At 72.1% G+C, this 16,506-nt stretch carries 13 protein-coding genes, 1 tRNA gene and 1 pseudogene; 10 read left to right on the top strand and 5 right to left on the bottom strand.

Going from position 1 to position 16,506, the window contains the following annotated elements:
• Nucleotides 1-100 precede the first annotated feature (100 nt).
• Nucleotides 101-1,129, bottom strand: a pseudogene (locus FQY79_RS01715) (aldo/keto reductase); the annotation flags it as partial.
• A gap of 104 nt (nucleotides 1,130-1,233) precedes the next feature.
• Between FQY79_RS01715 and FQY79_RS01710 the strand changes: the two are divergent.
• From FQY79_RS01710 to cgtA, 4 genes are all read left to right on the top strand, one after another.
• The gene (locus FQY79_RS01710) at nucleotides 1,234-2,199 is read left to right on the top strand and encodes a LysR family transcriptional regulator (RefSeq protein WP_146310160.1); all 966 of its coding nucleotides are present in this window, start codon (nucleotides 1,234-1,236) and stop codon (nucleotides 2,197-2,199) included.
• 77 nt (nucleotides 2,200-2,276) lie between these two features.
• The gene (gene rplU, locus FQY79_RS01705) at nucleotides 2,277-2,585 is read left to right on the top strand and encodes a 50S ribosomal protein L21 (RefSeq protein WP_146310158.1); all 309 of its coding nucleotides are present in this window, start codon (nucleotides 2,277-2,279) and stop codon (nucleotides 2,583-2,585) included.
• Nucleotides 2,586-2,597: 12 nt separating this feature from the next.
• Nucleotides 2,598-2,858 carry a 50S ribosomal protein L27 gene (gene rpmA, locus FQY79_RS01700; protein WP_146310156.1) on the top strand — a complete coding sequence of 87 codons (261 nt, stop codon included), beginning with the start codon at nucleotides 2,598-2,600 and terminating at the stop codon, nucleotides 2,856-2,858.
• A gap of 166 nt (nucleotides 2,859-3,024) precedes the next feature.
• Nucleotides 3,025-4,098: an Obg family GTPase CgtA gene (cgtA, locus tag FQY79_RS01695; RefSeq protein WP_146310154.1), complete on the top strand. Its 1,074-nt coding sequence runs from the start codon at nucleotides 3,025-3,027 to the stop codon at nucleotides 4,096-4,098.
• 103 nt (nucleotides 4,099-4,201) lie between these two features.
• On the opposite strand, the gene rpsT is transcribed toward cgtA, so the two are convergent.
• Nucleotides 4,202-4,474, bottom strand: coding sequence for a 30S ribosomal protein S20 (gene rpsT / locus FQY79_RS01690; RefSeq protein WP_146310152.1), 273 nt, complete (start codon nucleotides 4,472-4,474; stop codon nucleotides 4,202-4,204).
• Nucleotides 4,475-4,671: 197 nt separating this feature from the next.
• On the opposite strand from rpsT, the gene murJ reads away from it, so the two are divergent.
• The 5 genes from murJ to ispH all read left to right on the top strand — a co-directional run bounded on the left by murJ (nucleotide 4,672) and on the right by ispH (nucleotide 11,845).
• Complete coding sequence (gene murJ / locus FQY79_RS01685) at nucleotides 4,672-6,273, top strand: murein biosynthesis integral membrane protein MurJ (protein ID WP_281289282.1); 1,602 nt, start codon at nucleotides 4,672-4,674, stop codon at nucleotides 6,271-6,273.
• A gap of 112 nt (nucleotides 6,274-6,385) precedes the next feature.
• Nucleotides 6,386-7,339 carry a bifunctional riboflavin kinase/FAD synthetase gene (locus FQY79_RS01680; RefSeq protein WP_146310150.1) on the top strand — a complete coding sequence of 318 codons (954 nt, stop codon included), beginning with the start codon at nucleotides 6,386-6,388 and terminating at the stop codon, nucleotides 7,337-7,339.
• 56 nt (nucleotides 7,340-7,395) lie between these two features.
• Complete coding sequence (ileS, locus tag FQY79_RS01675) at nucleotides 7,396-10,188, top strand: isoleucine--tRNA ligase (RefSeq protein ID WP_222434235.1); 2,793 nt, start codon at nucleotides 7,396-7,398, stop codon at nucleotides 10,186-10,188.
• A gap of 73 nt (nucleotides 10,189-10,261) precedes the next feature.
• Entirely contained in the window at nucleotides 10,262-10,765 is a 504-nt protein-coding gene (gene lspA, locus FQY79_RS01670) for a signal peptidase II (protein ID WP_146310145.1), read from the top strand.
• Nucleotides 10,766-10,894: 129 nt separating this feature from the next.
• Nucleotides 10,895-11,845 carry a 4-hydroxy-3-methylbut-2-enyl diphosphate reductase gene (gene ispH, locus FQY79_RS01665; protein WP_146310143.1) on the top strand — a complete coding sequence of 317 codons (951 nt, stop codon included), beginning with the start codon at nucleotides 10,895-10,897 and terminating at the stop codon, nucleotides 11,843-11,845.
• A 124-nt stretch (nucleotides 11,846-11,969) separates the two neighbouring features.
• Here the strand turns inward: ispH and FQY79_RS01660 are convergent.
• Nucleotides 11,970-12,045: transfer RNA gene (locus FQY79_RS01660), tRNA-Thr, on the bottom strand.
• An 88-nt stretch (nucleotides 12,046-12,133) separates the two neighbouring features.
• A complete protein-coding gene (locus FQY79_RS01655) occupies nucleotides 12,134-13,822 on the bottom strand; it encodes a GMC oxidoreductase (RefSeq protein ID WP_246122968.1) in 1,689 nt (562 codons plus the stop codon).
• A gap of 100 nt (nucleotides 13,823-13,922) precedes the next feature.
• Between FQY79_RS01655 and radA the strand changes: the two genes are divergently transcribed.
• Entirely contained in the window at nucleotides 13,923-15,299 is a 1,377-nt protein-coding gene (gene radA / locus FQY79_RS01650) for a DNA repair protein RadA (RefSeq protein WP_146310141.1), read from the top strand.
• An 11-nt stretch (nucleotides 15,300-15,310) separates the two neighbouring features.
• On the opposite strand, the gene FQY79_RS01645 is transcribed toward radA, so the two are convergent.
• Nucleotides 15,311-16,462: a PLP-dependent cysteine synthase family protein gene (locus FQY79_RS01645; RefSeq protein ID WP_146310139.1), complete on the bottom strand. Its 1,152-nt coding sequence runs from the start codon at nucleotides 16,460-16,462 to the stop codon at nucleotides 15,311-15,313.
• Nucleotides 16,463-16,506: the final 44 nt, after the last annotated feature.

Raw genomic sequence — 16,506 nt, 5'->3', positions numbered from 1 at the left:
CCAGGATGGGGACGTCGTCGACACACATCGTGGTGCCATCGCCGGCAGCATGTTCGGGGACTGGGCGCGCGTTCATGGCGCGCCCTCCCGGGAGGGGGGGGACGGGCGGCGGGGCGAGTTCGGTGAACATCCCGTTCCAGTACGGATAGTAGGGGTAGGGCGGCGTGATGGCGCTGGCGGCGTCCAGCAGCGCGCGATGCGTGGGCGACAGCGACCAGCCCGTGGCGCCGAGGTTCTGTTCCAGCTGCCGCGCATCGCGCGCGCCGACGAGCACGGTGGCGACGGACGGGCACTGCAGCAGCCAGTTCAGCGCGATCTGCGGGATCGCCTTGCCGGTGTCGGCGGCGACCTGCTCGAGCGCATCGGTCACGCGGTACAGGCGCTCGTCATCGACCGGTGGTGCGTACGCGGCGGTGGCGTGCAGGCGGCTGCCCGGCGGCAGCGACCGACCGCGGCCGATCCGTCCGGTCAGGCGGCCCCAGCCGAGCGGGCTCCACGCCACCGCGTCCACGCCCTGGTCGAGCCCGAGGGGCATCAGTTCCCACTCGTAGTCGCGGCCGACCAGCGAGTAGTAGGCCTGGTGCGCGACGGGGCGCGCATAGCCGCGCCGATCGGCGATCGCCAGCGCCTTCATCAGCCGCCAGCCCGAGAAGTTCGACACGCCCAGGTAGCGCACCTTGCCGGCGGCCACGAGGCCGTCGAGCGTCGCCACGGTCTCCTCCAGCGGGGTGCGGGCGTCGAAGGCGTGGAGCTGGAGCAGGTCGATGTAGTCGGTACCGAGCCTCCGCAGAGCGTCGTCCACCGCGCGCAGCAGGCGGTGGCGCGACGCGCCGGCGTCGTTGGGCCCGTCGCCCAGGCGCAGGCCGGTCTTGGTCGACAGCACCACCCGGTCGCGGCGGCCCCTGAGCGCCGCGCCGAGGATGCGTTCGGAGGCACCGTCGGAATAGACGTCCGCGGTGTCGAAGAAGTTGATGCCGGCGTCGATGGCCATGTCGACCAGGCGGCGGGCCTCGGCCTCGCCGGTGTCGCCCCAAGCCGAAAACAGCGGGCCGCTGCCGCCGAAGGTACCGGCGCCGAAGCCGAGGATGGACACGTGCAGTCCGGAACTGCCGAGGGTGCGGTATTCCATGGGGGATTCCTTGCGTCTGCCATGCGGCGGGAGTGCACTGTCCGCGCTTGCGCTCCATCGAAAAAGGGAGAAACTGGCAAAGCACTTTCAATACTGAGTTGAAAATGGACCGCGTTGGCGACATCGCCCTGTTCCTGCAGGTGCTCGAACACGGGTCCATCAGCGCCGCGGCGCGGCACCTGGATCTGTCGGTGGCGGTGGCCAGCCAGCGCCTGAAGCGGCTCGAGCGCGAACTCGGGGTGCGTCTGCTGCACCGGACCACCCGCCGCCTGCACCCGACGCCCGAGGGCCTGGCCCTGGCGCGCGAGGGCCGGCCGCTGGTCGAGGAACTCGCGCTGCTGGGCGACCGGCTGCGCCAGCGCGGCGGCGAGGTGGCCGGCACCCTGCGCGTGACCGCCCCGGCCTCGTTCGGGCGCCAGTACATCGCGCCGCTCATGGCCGGGTTCCTGGCCCGGCACCCGGGCCTGCGGGTCAGCCTCGACCTGGACGACCGGGTGGTGGACCTGATCGGCGCCGGGTACGACCTGGCGATCCGGATCGGGCGGCTGGACGACTCGAGCCTGGTCTCGCGCCAGCTGGCGGCCAACGAGCGGGTGCTGTGCGCCGCCCCGGACTACCTGCGCCGGCGCGGCGAGCCGGCCGGACCCGGCGAACTGGCCTCGCACGACTGCCTGCTGCTGACCGGCCGCGACGGCGGGCGCGAGGTCTGGCGCCTGACCGGCCCGGACGGCGCCCCGCTCGAGGTGCGCGTGCGCGGCCGCTTCGAGAGCAACTACGGCGAGGTGCTGCGCGAGGCCGCCCTGGCGGGGCTGGGCATCGCGCTGCATTCGCTCTGGCACGTCCACCGGGACCTGGAGGAGGGCCGTTTGCGGGTGGTCCTGCCCGGCTTCCCGCCGCCGCCCAGCGGCATCCACGCGGTCATGCCCGGCCGGACCCTGGTGCCGCCGCGGGTGCGGGCGTTCATCGAACACCTGGCCGGCCACTTCGCCGATCCGCCCTGGGGCAGGGCCGCCGACCTGTCCCGGCCGGGCCCGGGGCATGGTTGGGGCCGGTTGCGCGCAAGTCGCTGAAACCCCTATAATTCCGCTTCTGTCCGCCCTAGATGGCGGCCAGCCACCAGAATAACTACAGAACCACGAGGCTCCACATGTACGCAGTACTGGTCACCGGCGGCAAGCAATACCGCGTGGCGCAGGGCGAGACGCTCCGCGTCGAGAAGCTCGAGGCCGAGCCCGGCAGCGAGGTCACCTTCGACGACATCCTGATGCTGGGCGACAGCGACGGCATCAAGCTCGGCGACGCGCTCAACGGCGCCAGCGTCACCGCCAAGGTCGTCGGCCATGGCCGCGCCGACAAGGTGCGCATCATCAAGTTCCGCCGCCGCAAGCACCACATGAAGCGGCAGGGGCATCGCCAGCACTACACCGAAATCGAGATCACCGGCATCAAGGGTTAAGGAGAAGCAGTCATGGCACACAAGAAGGGCGTCGGTTCCTCGCGCAACGGCCGCGACTCCAACCCGAAGTACCTGGGCGTCAAGATCTACGGCGGCCAGGCCATCGAGGCCGGCAACATCATCGTCCGCCAGCGCGGCACCCAGTTCCATCCGGGTCCGGGCGTGGGCCTGGGCCGCGACCACACGCTGTACGCGCTGGTCGACGGCCACGTGCACTTCGGCATCAAGGGCCCGAAGAAGCGCCGTACCGTGAGCGTGGTGCCGCAGGCCTGAGCCGCGCACCCGCAGCGAACGAAGGGCCCCGCCGCGTGCGGGGCTTTTCGTTGGTGGACGGACAGGCGCGCCTCCGCCGCGCCGCCGTCCCCGGCGGCCGCTAGACTCGCCGCGACGGCCACGGTCCACGGCCGGCGGCCATGACCCAGGCAGGGCAACGATTCCCATGAAACTCGTCGACGAAGCTGAAATCACCGTGATCGCCGGCAGTGGCGGCAACGGCTGCGTGGGGTTCCGGCGCGAGAAGTTCATCCCGCTCGGCGGGCCGGATGGCGGCGACGGTGGCGACGGCGGCAGCGTCTGGCTGGTGGCCGACGAGAACCTCAACACCCTGGTCGATTTCCGCCACCAGAAGGTGTTCCGGGCCCAGCGCGGCGAGAACGGCATGGGCCGGCAGATGTACGGCAAGCGGGGCGAGGACGTGGTCATCCCCGTGCCCACCGGCACCGTGGTGCACAACCTCGACACCGACGAGGTGATCGGCGACCTGACCGTCCACGGCGAGCGCCTGCTGGTGGCGCGCGGGGGCAAGGGCGGGCTGGGCAACATGCACTTCAAGAGCTCGACCAACCGCGCGCCGCGTCAGTCCACCCCGGGCACCCCGGGCGAGGAGCGGCGCCTGCGGCTGGAGCTCAAGCTGCTGGCCGACGTCGGCCTGCTCGGCTTCCCCAACGCCGGCAAGAGTACCCTGATCCGCGCGGTGTCCGCGGCCACGCCGCGCGTCGCGGACTACCCGTTCACCACCCTGTACCCGAACCTGGGCGTGGTCAGCGTGGAGCCGGCGCGCAGCTTCGTGATCGCCGACATCCCGGGCCTGATCGAGGGCGCCGCGGACGGCGCGGGTCTCGGCGCGCTGTTCCTGCGCCACATCCAGCGCACCCGGCTGCTGCTGCACCTGGTGGAGGTCGAGCCGCTGGACGGCAGCGACCCGGTGGAGCAGGTGCGCACCATCGAGCGCGAACTGGAGAAGTTCGATGCCGGCCTGCTGGACAAGCCGCGCTGGCTGCTGCTCAACAAGGCCGACCTGGTGCCGGCCGAGGACGCGCGCGCGCAGGCCGAGCGGATCGTGTCGGAACTCGGGTGGACCGCGCCCTGGTTCGTCGTCTCGGGCCTGGCCCGCGAGGGCACGCGCGAGGTGATGCTGAAGGTGCAGGCCTGGCTGGACGAGCTGGACCGGGGGGAGGCCGAGGCTGCGCGGTCGCAGGGCGCCGCGGATGGCGAGGACGGCGATGCGCGCTGAGGCGGCGCTCGCGGTCCGGGTCAGGGCCCGGACGCGGCGGCGCCAGGCCACAAAAAACCCGGCCTCGGCCGGGTTCTTCGCGACGCCTGCGCCGGGGCGCGGCTCAGGCCGAGGCCTTGAGCGCCTTGATGCGGGCGGTCAGGCGGCTCTTGTGGCGGGCGGCCTTGTTCTTGTGGATCAGGCCGCGCGAGCTGAAGCGGTCGAGCAGCGGCTGGGCGACAGCGAAGGCGGCTTCGGCGGCGGCGGCGTCGTTGGCGTCGAGCGCCTTGACCACCTTCTTGACGGCGGTGCGCAGCTGCGAGCGCTGCGCCGTGTTGCGCGCGTTGCGCACGACGGTCTGCTTGGCGCGCTTCTGGGCGGACTTGATGTTGGCCACGATGGGATCCTGGAAACTGGTATGGGATTGAACGTCGAATCCCGGCGGGCGCCGGGATTCGGGAAAACGGAGCAGGAAATTATGGGGGATTCAGTGACTTGGGTCAACACGGCCTGCGGGGCGGGGCGGCGCGCGTGAGCCGGCCCGATCCGGCCCTCCCGCCGGGGGCCGCGGCGGCCGCGCCGCGCCGCGCCGGGCTGCTGCGCTCGACCGCCGTGTTCAGCGCCATGACCCTGGTCTCGCGGGTCTCCGGGCTGATCCGCGACCAGGTCTATGCGGCGGTGTTCGGGGCCAACCCGGCCATGGACGCGTTCCTGGTCGCCTTCAGGATCCCCAACTTCCTGCGCCGGCTCTCGGCCGAGGGCTCGTTCTCGATGGCCTTCGTGCCGGTGCTCAGCCAGTACCGGGAGCAGCGCGACCATGCCGCGGTCAAGGAGCTGGTCGACCGGGTCGCCGGGACCCTGCTGGCGGCGCTGCTGGCGCTGACCGCGCTGGCGGTGCTGGCGGCGCCCTGGGTGATCCGCGTGTTCGCCCCCGGCTTCGACGCGGACGGGCCGCAGGGGCAGCTGGCCACGGAGATGCTGCGCATCACCTTCCCGTACCTGCTGTTCATCTCGATGGCCTCGTTGGCCGGCGGCGTGCTCAACAGCTACCAGCGCTTCGCGGTGCCGGCCCTGTCACCGGTGCTGCTGAACATCTCGATGATCACCGCCGCGCTGGCGCTGGCGCCGCGGATGGAGCAGCCGGTGACGGCGCTGGCCTGGGGCGTGCTGGCCGCGGGCGTGCTGCAGCTGGGCTTCCAGCTGCCCTGGCTGGCGCGCCTGGGCCTGCTGCCGCGGCCCCGCTGGGGCGCCGGGCACGAGGGCGTGCGGCGGGTGATGGCGCTGATGGTGCCGACCCTGTTCGGGTCTTCGGTGGCCCAGCTCAACCTGCTGCTCAACACCGTGGTCGCCTCGATGCTGGTGGGCGGCAGCGTGACCTGGCTGTACCTGGGCGACCGGCTGCTGGAGTTCCCTCTGGGCATGTTCGGGGTCGCGATCGGCGCGGTGATCCTGCCGCACCTCTCGCGCCGCCACGCCGCGGCCGATCCGGATGGCTACTCGAAGGCGCTCGACTGGGGCCTGCGGCTGTGCCTGATGATCGCGGTGCCGGCGTGCCTGGGCCTGATGCTGTGCGCGGAAGCCCTGGTGGCCACACTGTTCCAGCACGGCCGCTTCACCGCCTACGACACCCGCATGGCGCAGCTGGTGGTGGTGGCGCTGTCCACCGCGCTGCCGGCCTTCCTGCTGGTGAAGGTGCTGGCGCCGGCGTTCTATTCGCGCCAGGACACGCGCACGCCGGTGAAGGCGGGGGTGACGGCGGTGCTGGCGAACCTGGTGGCGATCGCGCTGTTCCTGGCGCTGGCGCTGACGCTGACCGGGGCCGGGCGCGAGGCCTGGGCGCAGGCCGGCGGCGACCTGCAGGCGGCGCTCAAGGCGCTGCCCGGCGCGCATGCCTGCCTGGCGCTGGCGACCGCGGCCGCGGGCTGGACCAACGCCCTGCAGCTGTGGTGGTACCTGCGCCGGGCCGGCGTGTTCCGCCCGGAGCCGGGCTGGGGACGGCTCGCGCGCCAGCTCCTGGTGGCGAGTGCGGCGATGGCGATCGCGGTGCTGGCGCTGCTGTCGGCCTGGGACGGATGGACCGGGTGGCACTGGAGCGAGCGGGTCTGGAAGCTGGCCGTGCTGGTGGGCAGCGGCGCAGCGGTGTACGCGGCGGCGCTGTGGCTGCAGGGGATCCGCCCGCGCGACCTGCGCCACTGATGCGCGGGCATGCGCGTCGCACGGCGTGGCCGCGGGCCGGCGCCGCTATACTTTTCGGGCGCGGCATCGCGCGCGCCCGTCCACCGGTGGCCGGGCGCCCAACCGAGCACCCATGAGCAGGCTGTTCCGAGACGTCGACGGCGGGGCGTTGTGCCCCAGCGGCAGTGTGGTCTGCATCGGCGCGTTCGACGGCCTCCACCTCGGCCATCGCGCGCTGGTGCGGCATGCGGTCGCGCGTGCGCGCGAACGGGGCGTGGAGGCGGTGGCGCTGAGCTTCGAGCCCCTGCCGCGCGAGTACTTCGCGCAGGCCGCGCCGCCGCCGCGGCTGATGCTGCCCCGGGCCAAGGTCGAGGGCCTGTCCGCGCTGGGGGTGGACGTCGTTGGCCTGCTGCGCTTCGACGCCCGGCTGGCGGCGGTCTCGGCGCAGGATTTCTGCGCCCGGTTGCTCGCCGGCCGGCTGGCGGCGGTCGAGGTCTGGGTCGGGCCGGAATTCCGCTTCGGCCACCGCCGCGCCGGCGACCTTGGGGTGCTCCAGGCCGAGGGCGCGCGGCTGGGGTTCACCGCCGGGGAGATCGATCCGGTGCTGGCGGAAGGCGCGCGGGTCTCGAGCACCCGCATCCGCCAGGCGCTGGTGGACGGCCGGTTCGACTTCGCCGCGCGCCTGCTCGGCAAGCCGTACGCGGTGTCCGGCCGGGTGGTGCGCGGGCAGCAGCTTGGCCGCACGCTCGGCTATCCGACCGCCAACCTGCGCTTCGGCGGCAAGGTGCCGGCGCTGCGCGGGATCTACGCTACCCGGGTCCGCGGTGTGGCGGACGTGCCCTGGCCGTCGGTGTCGAGCTTCGGCACCCGGCCCACGGTGGGCGGCGTCGAACCGCTGCTCGAGGCCCACCTGTTCGACTTCGACGGCGACCTGTACGGGCGCCGGATCGAGGTCGAGTTCGTCGCGCGGCTGCGCGACGAGGAGAAGTTCCCCGACCTGCCGACCCTGGTCGCGCAGATGCACCGCGATGCCGGCGAGGCCCGCCGCATCCTCCAACAAGACCTTCCTGGGCAGGCCACCGCGTGAGCGAAGACAACCAGCGCTACAAGTCCACGATCCTGCTGCCGGCGACGCAGTTCCCCATGCGCGGGGACCTGCCCAGGCGCGAACCGGCCACGCTCGAGCGCTGGGAGCGCGAGGACCTGTACGCGCGCCTGCGCGAGCACGCGAAGGGCAGGCCGCTGTTCGTGCTGCACGACGGCCCGCCGTACGCCAACGGCGCGATCCACCTCGGCCACGCGGTCAACAAGATCCTCAAGGACATCATCGTCAAGTCGAAGTTCCTGGCCGGGTTCGACGCGCCCTACATCCCGGGCTGGGACTGCCACGGGCTGCCGATCGAGATCGCGATCGAGAAGAAGTACGGCAAGGTCGGGACCAGGCTCGATCCGGTCGAATTCCGGCAGAAGTGCCGCGAGTACGCGCATTCGCAGATCGACCTGCAGCGCAAGGACTTCAAGCGCCTGGGCGTGATCGGCGACTGGGAGAACCCGTACCTGACGCTCGACTACCGCTTCGAGGCCAACGAGATCCGCGCCCTGGCCAAGATCGTCGACAACGGCCACCTGACCCGCGGCGTGAAGCCGGTGCACTGGTGCTTCGACTGCGGTTCGGCGCTGGCCGAGGCGGAGATCGAGTACGCCGACAAGGTCTCGCCGGCGGTCGACGTGGCCTATGCCGCGCGCAGCCCGCAGGCGGTGGCGCGGGCGTTCGGGGTCGAGGTGCCGGAGGAGGTCGAGGTCGCCGCGGTGATCTGGACCACCACGCCGTGGACGCTGCCGGCCTCGCTGGCGATCTCGATGGGCGCCGCGCTCGAGTACGCGCTGGTGGAGGGGCCGGCCCGCGGCGGCAGGCGCCGCTGGCTGGTGCTGGCCGACGCGCTGGCCGAGGGCGCGCTGAGGCGCTACGGGGTCGAAGAGACGAAGGTGCTCGGCCGCACGACCGGCGAAAAGCTCGAGGGCCTGCTGTTCGCGCATCCCTTCTATGACCAGCGCGACATCCCGGTCCTGCTCGGCGACCACGTCTCGGCCGAGGACGGCACCGGCGCCGTGCATACCGCGCCCGGCCACGGCCAGGAGGACTACGCGGTGGGCAGGCAGTACGGCCTGCTGGAGAAGTACGGGGCGGCCGAGCTCAACCCGGTCGACGGCCGCGGCGTGTACCTGCCCTCGACGCCGGCGGCGCATGGCGTCGCGCTCGCCGGCCTGCACATCTGGAAGGCCAACGACGTGATCGTGGAGGTGCTGCGCGCGAGCGGCGCGCTCCTGGCCTTGCGCAATCTCGAGCACAGCTATCCGCACTGCTGGCGGCACAAGACGCCGATCGCGTTCCGGGCCACGCCGCAGTGGTTCATCTCGATGGACCAGGCCGGCCTGCGCCGCGATGCGCTCGCGGCGATCAAGGGCGTGGGCTGGTTCCCGGCCTGGGGCGAGGCGCGCATTACCGGCATGGTCGAGGGCCGGCCCGACTGGACGATCTCGCGCCAGCGCACCTGGGGCGTGCCGATCGCGCTGTTCGTGCACCGCGAGACCGGCGAGCCGCATCCGCGCAGCAGCGAACTCATGCGCCAGGTGGCCGACCGGGTGGAAAGGGAAGGCGTGGACGTGTGGTACACGCTCGACCCGGCCGAGCTGCTGGGCGAGGAGGCCGGCCAGTACGAGAAGATCACCGACATCCTCGACGTCTGGTTCGACTCGGGCGTCACCCATGAAGGCGTGCTGCTCGAGCGCGGCCTCGGCAAGCCGGCCGACCTGTACCTGGAAGGCTCCGACCAGCACCGCGGCTGGTTCCAGTCCTCGCTGCTGACCGGCGTGGCGATCGACCGGGCCGCGCCGTACCGCCAGTGCCTGACCCACGGCTTCACCGTGGACGAGCATGGCCGCAAGATGTCCAAGTCGCTGGGCAACGGGATCGAGCCGCAGGACATCATGAGGACGCTGGGCGCGGACATCCTGCGCCTGTGGATCGCCAGCGCCGACTACAGCAACGAGATGTCGCTGTCGCAGGAGATCCTCAAGCGCAACGCCGACGCCTACCGCCGCATCCGCAACACCGCGCGCTTCCTGCTGGGCAACCTCAACGGGTTCGAACCGGCTCGCCACCTGTGCCCGGCCGCGGACATGCTCGCGCTCGACCGCTGGATCGTGCACCGGGCGTGGGAGGCGCAGGAGCGGATCGTCGATGCCTACGCGCGCTACGACTTCGCCGAGATCGTGCAGCTGCTGCTCAACTTCTGCAGCGTGGACCTGGGTTCGCTGTACCTGGATGTCACCAAGGACCGGCTCTACACCATGCGCGAGGACTCGCGCGGGCGACGCAGTGCGCAAACCGCGATGTACCACGTCGCCGAGGCCTTCGTGCGCTGGATCGCACCGGTGCTCAGCTTCACCGCCGACGAGATGTGGGGCTACCTGCCGCCGCCCGCCGTCGGCGCGCGCGAGGACAACGTGCTGATGGCGACCTGGTACGAAGGGCTGGCGCCGCTGCCGGCCGACGCGCCGCTGTCGCCGAACGACTTCGAGCGCCTGCTGGCGCTGCGCGAGCACGTGGCCAAGGTGCTCGAACCGATGCGCGCAAGCGGCGAGATCGGCGCGGCGCTGGAGGCCGAGATCGAACTGCACGCAGGCACCGCCGACCAGATCCGGCTGGCGCCGCTGGTCGACGAGCTGCGCTTCTTCCTGATCAGCGGCGACGTCACCGTGCTGCCGCTCGACGGCGAGGAGTCGCGCGTCATCGCCCGGCCGACGGCCAAGCCCAAGTGCGTGCGTTGCTGGCACCATCGCGCCGACGTCGGCACGCACCCGGCGCACCCGCAGCTGTGCGGGCGCTGCGTGTCGAACGTCGAAGGCCCGGGCGAGGACCGCAGGTGGTTCTGACCCGCGCCGCCGCGCCCGCATGCGTCCGCACGGGCATGGCCCCGTCGCACCTGGCCCATCTTCGAGATCCGGCATGAGCCCGAGCCCGCGCCCCAACGCCCTGTCATGGCTGCTGTTGTCGGCGGTCGTGGTCCTGCTCGACCAGCTGACCAAGTGGTGGGTGCTGACCAGCCTGCCCGAGTACACCGCGATCCCGGTGATCGAGGGCTTCTGGAACTGGTACCGCACCTACAACACCGGCGCCGCGTTCAGCTTCCTGGCCGACGCCGGCGGCTGGCAGAAGTGGTTCTTCACCGTGCTGGCGGTCGGGATCAGCGGCCTGCTCGCGTTCTGGCTGTCGCGCACGCCGCGCGGCGACTGGCGCACCGCGCTGCCGTTCTCGCTGGTCGTCGGCGGCGCGCTGGGCAACGTGATCGATCGCCAGCTGCACGGCCATGTGGTCGATTTCATCCAGTGGCACTGGCGCGACTACTACTGGCCGGCGTTCAACGTTGCCGACTGCGCGGTAGTGGGCGGGGCGATCGGGATCGTGCTGTTCGGCCTGTTCCAGGGTCGGGCCAACGTCGGGCGCGACTGACCCGGGCCTCCCGGCGCCGCCGCGTGCCGCCGTCGCCGCGGCCGGCGATGCCGCCGGACGGCGCGTCGGGGCCGGTGGGCGGCGGCGCGTTGCGCCCGGGTTCCGGCCCGGAGCGCTAGAATGCCCGCCATGGACATCGTCCTCGCCAATCCCCGCGGTTTCTGCGCCGGCGTCGATCGCGCGATCGAGATCGTCAAGCGCGCCATCGAGACCCTCGGGGCGCCGATCTACGTGCGCCATGAGGTGGTCCACAATCGCTTCGTGGTCGAGGACCTCAAGCGCCGCGGCGCGATCTTCGTCGAGGAGCTGGACGAGGTGCCCGACGGCAGCACCGTGATCTTCAGCGCCCACGGCGTGTCCCGGGCGGTGCGCGAGGAGGCCGAGCGGCGCGGACTCAAGGTGTTCGACGCCACCTGTCCGCTGGTGACCAAGGTCCATCTGGAGGTGGCCCGCCACTGCCGCGCCGGTCGCGACGTGGTGTTGATCGGACATGCCGGACACCCCGAGGTGGAGGGCACGATGGGGCAGTGGAAGGCCGAGGCGGGCGCCGGGCGGATCTACCTGGTCGAGGACCTGGAGGACGTGGCCTGGCTCGACCCGGAACAGCCGGACAACCTGGCCTACACCACCCAGACCACGCTGTCGGTGGATGACACCCGCGAGATCATCGCCGCCTTGCGGGCCCGCTTCCCCATGATCCAGGGGCCGAAGAACGACGATATCTGCTATGCCACCCAGAACCGCCAGGACGCGGTGCGCGAGCTGGCCCGGCAGTGCGACCTGGTGCTGGTGGTCGGGTCGCCCAACAGCTCCAATTCCAACCGCCTGCGCGAACTGGCCGAACGCGACGGGGTGCAGGCCTACCTGATCGACGGCGCCGCCGAGATCGATCCGGAGTGGGTGGCCGGACGCCGCCACATCGGCGTCACCGCCGGCGCCTCGGCCCCGGACGTGCTGGTCCAGGGCGTGCTGGCGCGCCTGCGCGAACTGGGTGCCGGCGCGGTCCGGGAACTGGAGGGAGAGCCCGAGAGCATGGTTTTCGCCCTGCCGAAGGAACTGCGGCTGCAGCTGGTCGACTGACCGGCCGCGCGAGGCGCGGGTGCGGGACGCGCCCGCCGGAACCGCGCGTCCGATGCGCTCAGGGGCATGAAATCGAGGGCATGAAAAAAACCCCGGAAAGCCGCGCCTGCCGGGGTCTGGTGCCTGGTGCCGGAAATAGGATTCGAACCTACGACCTACGCATTACGAATGCGCCGCTCTACCAACTGAGCTATTCCGGCAAGGGTCGCAGATTCTAGGGGCTGGGCGCGGCACGGTCAAAGGGACCGGGCCCCGTGCGCCGCGATGGCGGGCCGGCCTGGATGGCGGTCAGGCGGGGACGGGCTCCGGTGCCGGGATCGCATCCACCATCGGCATGTCCGGCAGCCGGCGCAGCAGTTCGTCGCCGATGCGCAGGGCCAGGGCGATGATGGTGAGGGTCGGGAAGCTCCAGCCGCCGGTGGGGAAGACCGAGCTGCCGGCCACGTACAGGTTGTCGATGCCATGGACCCGGCACTGGGGGTCGACCACGCCCGTGGCGGGGGAGTCGGACATTCGCGTGGTGCCCATGTGGTGGGCCGTGTCGTGCAACGGAAGCGGCGCCGCCGGATCGGCCAGCCAGCCCGCGGGTTCGAAGCGCGCGCCCAGGTCCGCGGCCAGCGCGTCGCCGATCAGCCTCGAGGCGCGACGGATGTTCTCCTCGTCCTGGGCGCTCATGCGCCAGTCGACGCGGATCCGGCGCAGGCCGAGGGCATCGCGACTGTCGGCCAGGGCGACCCTGCTGTCGCGGTTCGGCGCCTGTTCGAAGTAGCCGACCAGTTCGGCCCGGTCGGCGTCCACCACCGGGCGCCGCGCGAGCTTGCGCAGCGCGGCGCGGACGATGTCGTCGGCATGGCGCACGCTGCGCAGCGCGAGTGGCCCGGGCCGGCCTTCGCCGATGGTCTGGCGCTGCGGCACGTCGTGCTCGAGCGCATCGAGCAGCCGCGCCTCCACCTGCGCCGCCTCGTCCCGCTCTGGCGGGCGGCGCAGCGCCGCCCGCAGCGCGCGCATGGCCGCCAGTCCCTCGGGCGGATCGCGTTCGATGCTGAACGGGCGCACCCGCGCGTGCAGCAGGCGGTGCGCGCGCTGCGCGTCCTCGGTCAGGCACAGGTGGTGGAAGGCGGGGGTGGCGGCCCGGCCCTGGGCCCGCTCGTACCGGTGGACGGCGCGCGCGATGTCCGGATGCCGCAGCGTCCCCAGCCGGCAGCGAGGGTGGTCCATGAAGAAGCGGCCGACCAGGCCGTGGTCGTTGCCGAGCCCGTTGCGCGCCACGTCGTCGGACAGCAGCAGCAGGCGCGCGTTCTCCAGGCCGCCGGCGGCCAGGACGAAGCAGCGCGCCCGGACCACGCCGCGGCGCCCGTCGGTGCTGCCGATCAGCGCGCTGCCGACGGCGTTGGCCTGCGGCGTCGCCTGCAGGCGCAGCAGGTTGGCGTGCAGGAGCGCGGTCACGCCCGCCGCCTTGTGCAGCTGCTCGCGGTAGGTGCTGAAGTCGATGCTGCTCGAGCGGCTGGTGCGCGGCTGCAGCGGGGAGGCGGGCGGCATCGACGGCGCACCGTCGAAGCGGTAGGCGCCGTCCTCGATCGCGCCGGGCTCGATCGCGCACAGCCGGTTGGCGTGCTCGTAGTAGGGCGACAGCTCCTCGCGGCCGATCGGCCAGCCCCCGCCCGGCACCCAGTCGCGGGCCGCCATCTCGCTCGCGGCCAGCGGGATGCAGCCGCCACCCCAGATCTGGGTGGCGCCGCCGAGTGCGCGCAGGCGGGACGTGGACGGGTCGAAGGCGTAGGGCCCGACCGATTCGCCTTCGTACAGCGCCTGGCTGGCGGCCTCGGCCCGCGTGCCGCCGCCTTCGAGCAGGCAGACGGTCCAGGGCGATCCGGCCAGCGCCATCGCCAGCGAGATCCCGGCCGGTCCGGCGCCGATGATGCACACGTCCGCGGCCAACGCGTCGGGACAGGAGGCCGAACGGAAATCCTGGATCATTACCTGCTTCCTCGTGACGTGCGTGGTCGATGGCGCGTCTCAGCGGCAGCGACGCCGCTGGGCTACGCTGGGCACCGGACCAGATACTCAGAACGCGGATATGGCCAAGGCCCGGACAGCCTTCGTGTGCGGCGAGTGCGGCGCGGACTTCAGCAAGTGGCAGGGACAGTGCGGCGCATGCGGCGCCTGGGACACGCTCTCGGAGATCCTCCTGGAGCCCGCCGCCTCCGCCAGGTCGCCGGCGGCGCGTCGCGCCGGCTGGGCCGGCAAGGTCGATCCGCCGAAGGTCACCGCGCTCAGGGACGTGGAGCAGGGCGCGGACGTGCGCGTGTCCACCGGCATCGGCGAGTTCGACCGCGTGCTCGGTGGCGGCCTCGTTGCCGGGGCGGTGGTGCTGGTCGGTGGCGACCCGGGCATCGGCAAGTCGACCCTGCTGCTGCAGGCGGTGGCCTCGATGGCGGGCACGCTGCCAGGGCTGTACGTGACCGGCGAGGAGTCGCTGGCCCAGGTGGCCGGCCGGGCGGCGCGCATCGGGCTGCCCCTGGACGGCTTGAACGCGCTGGCCGAGACGGGCATCGAGCGCATTCTCGAGCAGGCCGCGCAGCTGCGCCCGCGCATCATCGTGGCCGACTCGGTGCAGACCCTGTGGACCGAGTCGCTAACCGCCGCCCCCGGTTCGGTCAGCCAGGTGCGCGAGAGCGCGGCGCGGCTGGTGCGCTACGCCAAGGAAGCCGGAACCGCGGTGTTCCTGGTCGGGCACGTGACCAAGGAGGGCGGCATCGCCGGCCCGCGCGTGCTCGAGCACATGGTCGACGCGGTGCTCTACTTCGAGGGCGATTCGGGCAGCCGCTTCCGGGTGCTGCGCGCGTTCAAGAACCGTTTCGGCGCGGTCAACGAGCTGGGCGTGTTCGCCATGGGCGACAAGGGCCTGAAGGAGGTGCCGAACCCGTCGGCGATCTTTCTTTCCGGCGGCAGCGTGGCCCAGCCCGGGAGCTGCGTGATGGTCACGCGCGAGGGCACCCGTCCGCTGCTGGTCGAGGTGCAGGCGCTGGTGGACGCCTCGCCGCTGTCCAATCCACGCCGGGTGACGGTGGGCCTGGAGGGCAACCGGCTGGCGATGCTGCTGGCGGTGCTGCACCGGCATGGTGGAATCATGACCGGCGACCAGGACGTGTTCGTGAACGTGGTCGGCGGCATCCGCGTGCAGGAAACCGCGGCCGACCTGCCGGTGCTGCTGGCGGTGCTGTCCTCGCTGCGCGACACGCCGCTGGCGGACAAGACGATCGCGTTCGGCGAGGTCGGCCTGTCGGGCGAGATCCGGCCGGTGCCCAACGGCGAGGAACGGCTGAAGGAAGCGGCGACCCACGGCTTCGTGCGCGCCATCGTGCCGCGTGCCAACGCGCCCAAGGCGCGCAGCTACAAGGGCATGGAGGTCGTCGCCGTCGAGCGCCTGGCCGACGCGCTCGAGTACGCCTGAGCCGCGCCCGCTCAGGCGCGGGGTGGGTGGCGCGAGACCGGCTGCAGGTCGGGCAGGGGACCGTCCCCGTCGGCCGCCTCGGCGATCACCCGGTCGGCCTGCTCGATGTCGATGCCTTCGGCCGCGTACCAGTCCGGGTTGTAGTAGCTGTGCTCGTAGCGTTCGCCGCCGTCGCACAGGATGGTGACGATGGATCCGTCCTCGCCCCGCGCCCGCATCGCCTGCGCCACCCGCAGCACGCCCACGAAGTTGGTGCCGGTCGAGCCGCCCACGCGCCGCCCCAGGCGGCGGTTGACGTAGCGCATCGCGGCCAGCGCCAGCGCGTCGGGCACCTTCACCATCGCGTCGACGCAGCCGGGGACGAAGCTCGGCTCGGCGGTCGGGCGCCCGATGCCTTCGATGCGCGAGGGCGGCGCGGCGGCCTCCGGCGCCGCGCGGCCTTCCACGTGGGCCGAGTAGTGGGCATGGAAGGCCGAGTGTTCGGGGTCCGCACACAGCACCCGGGTCGGGAAGCCGCGGTAGCTGGCGTAGCGGCCGATGGTCGCGCTGGTGCCGCCGGTGCCCGCGCTGCACACCACCCAGGCCGGGACCGGGTGCGGCTCGTGCTCCATCTGGCGGAAGATCGATTCGGCGATGTTGTTGTTGGCGCGCCAGTCGGTGGCGCGCTCGGCGTAGGTGAACTGGTCCATGAAGTGGCCGCCGCTCGCGCGTGCCACCCGCGCCGATTCGGCGGCGATCTCGCGCGGGTCGCGCACCAGGTGGCAACGGCCGCCGTGGAACTCGATCGCGGCGATCTTCTCGGGCGAGGTCGAGGCCGGGATCACGGCCACGAACGGCAGCCCCAGCAGGCGCGCGAAGTAGGCCTCCGACACCGCGGTCGAACCGCTGGAGGCTTCCACCACCGTGCTGCCCTCGTGCAGCCAGCCGTTGGCCAGCGCGTACAGGAACAGCGAGCGCGCCAGCCGGTGCTTGAGGCTGCCGGTGGGATGGCTGGACTCGTCCTTGAAGTAGATGTCGATGCCGGGGAAGCCGGGCAGCGAGAGCGGGATCAGGTGGGTGTCGGCGGAACGGTTGAAGTCGGCTTCGATCCGGCGGATCGCCGCCGAGGTCCAGGCGTGGTGCCGGTTGCAGGCCAGGCGGCCGTGGTCGTCGGGAAAGGGCATGGCGTCGGCTGCAGCGGGGGGATGGGCCATTTTCGCCCATTCCC

Source organism: Luteimonas wenzhouensis, from assembly GCF_007859305.1.
Taxonomy (GTDB): domain Bacteria; phylum Pseudomonadota; class Gammaproteobacteria; order Xanthomonadales; family Xanthomonadaceae; genus Luteimonas; species Luteimonas wenzhouensis.
This window is presented reverse-complemented; position numbering and strand designations above follow the sequence as displayed.

Coding starts and splice junctions, on each gene's coding strand:
- lspA (WP_146310145.1), top strand. CDS start 10,262: ATGAGCCCGAGCCCGCGCCCCAACGCCCTGTCATGGCTGCTGTTGTCG.
- ispH (WP_146310143.1), top strand. CDS start 10,895: ATGGACATCGTCCTCGCCAATCCCCGCGGTTTCTGCGCCGGCGTCGAT.
- rplU (WP_146310158.1), top strand. CDS start 2,277: ATGTACGCAGTACTGGTCACCGGCGGCAAGCAATACCGCGTGGCGCAG.
- ileS (WP_222434235.1), top strand. CDS start 7,396: ATGCGCGGGGACCTGCCCAGGCGCGAACCGGCCACGCTCGAGCGCTGG.
- cgtA (WP_146310154.1), top strand. CDS start 3,025: ATGAAACTCGTCGACGAAGCTGAAATCACCGTGATCGCCGGCAGTGGC.
- rpmA (WP_146310156.1), top strand. CDS start 2,598: ATGGCACACAAGAAGGGCGTCGGTTCCTCGCGCAACGGCCGCGACTCC.
- FQY79_RS01645 (WP_146310139.1), bottom strand. CDS start 16,462: ATGCCCTTTCCCGACGACCACGGCCGCCTGGCCTGCAACCGGCACCAC.
- FQY79_RS01655 (WP_246122968.1), bottom strand. CDS start 13,822: ATGATCCAGGATTTCCGTTCGGCCTCCTGTCCCGACGCGTTGGCCGCG.
- FQY79_RS01710 (WP_146310160.1), top strand. CDS start 1,234: ATGGACCGCGTTGGCGACATCGCCCTGTTCCTGCAGGTGCTCGAACAC.
- radA (WP_146310141.1), top strand. CDS start 13,923: ATGGCCAAGGCCCGGACAGCCTTCGTGTGCGGCGAGTGCGGCGCGGAC.
- FQY79_RS01680 (WP_146310150.1), top strand. CDS start 6,386: ATGAGCAGGCTGTTCCGAGACGTCGACGGCGGGGCGTTGTGCCCCAGC.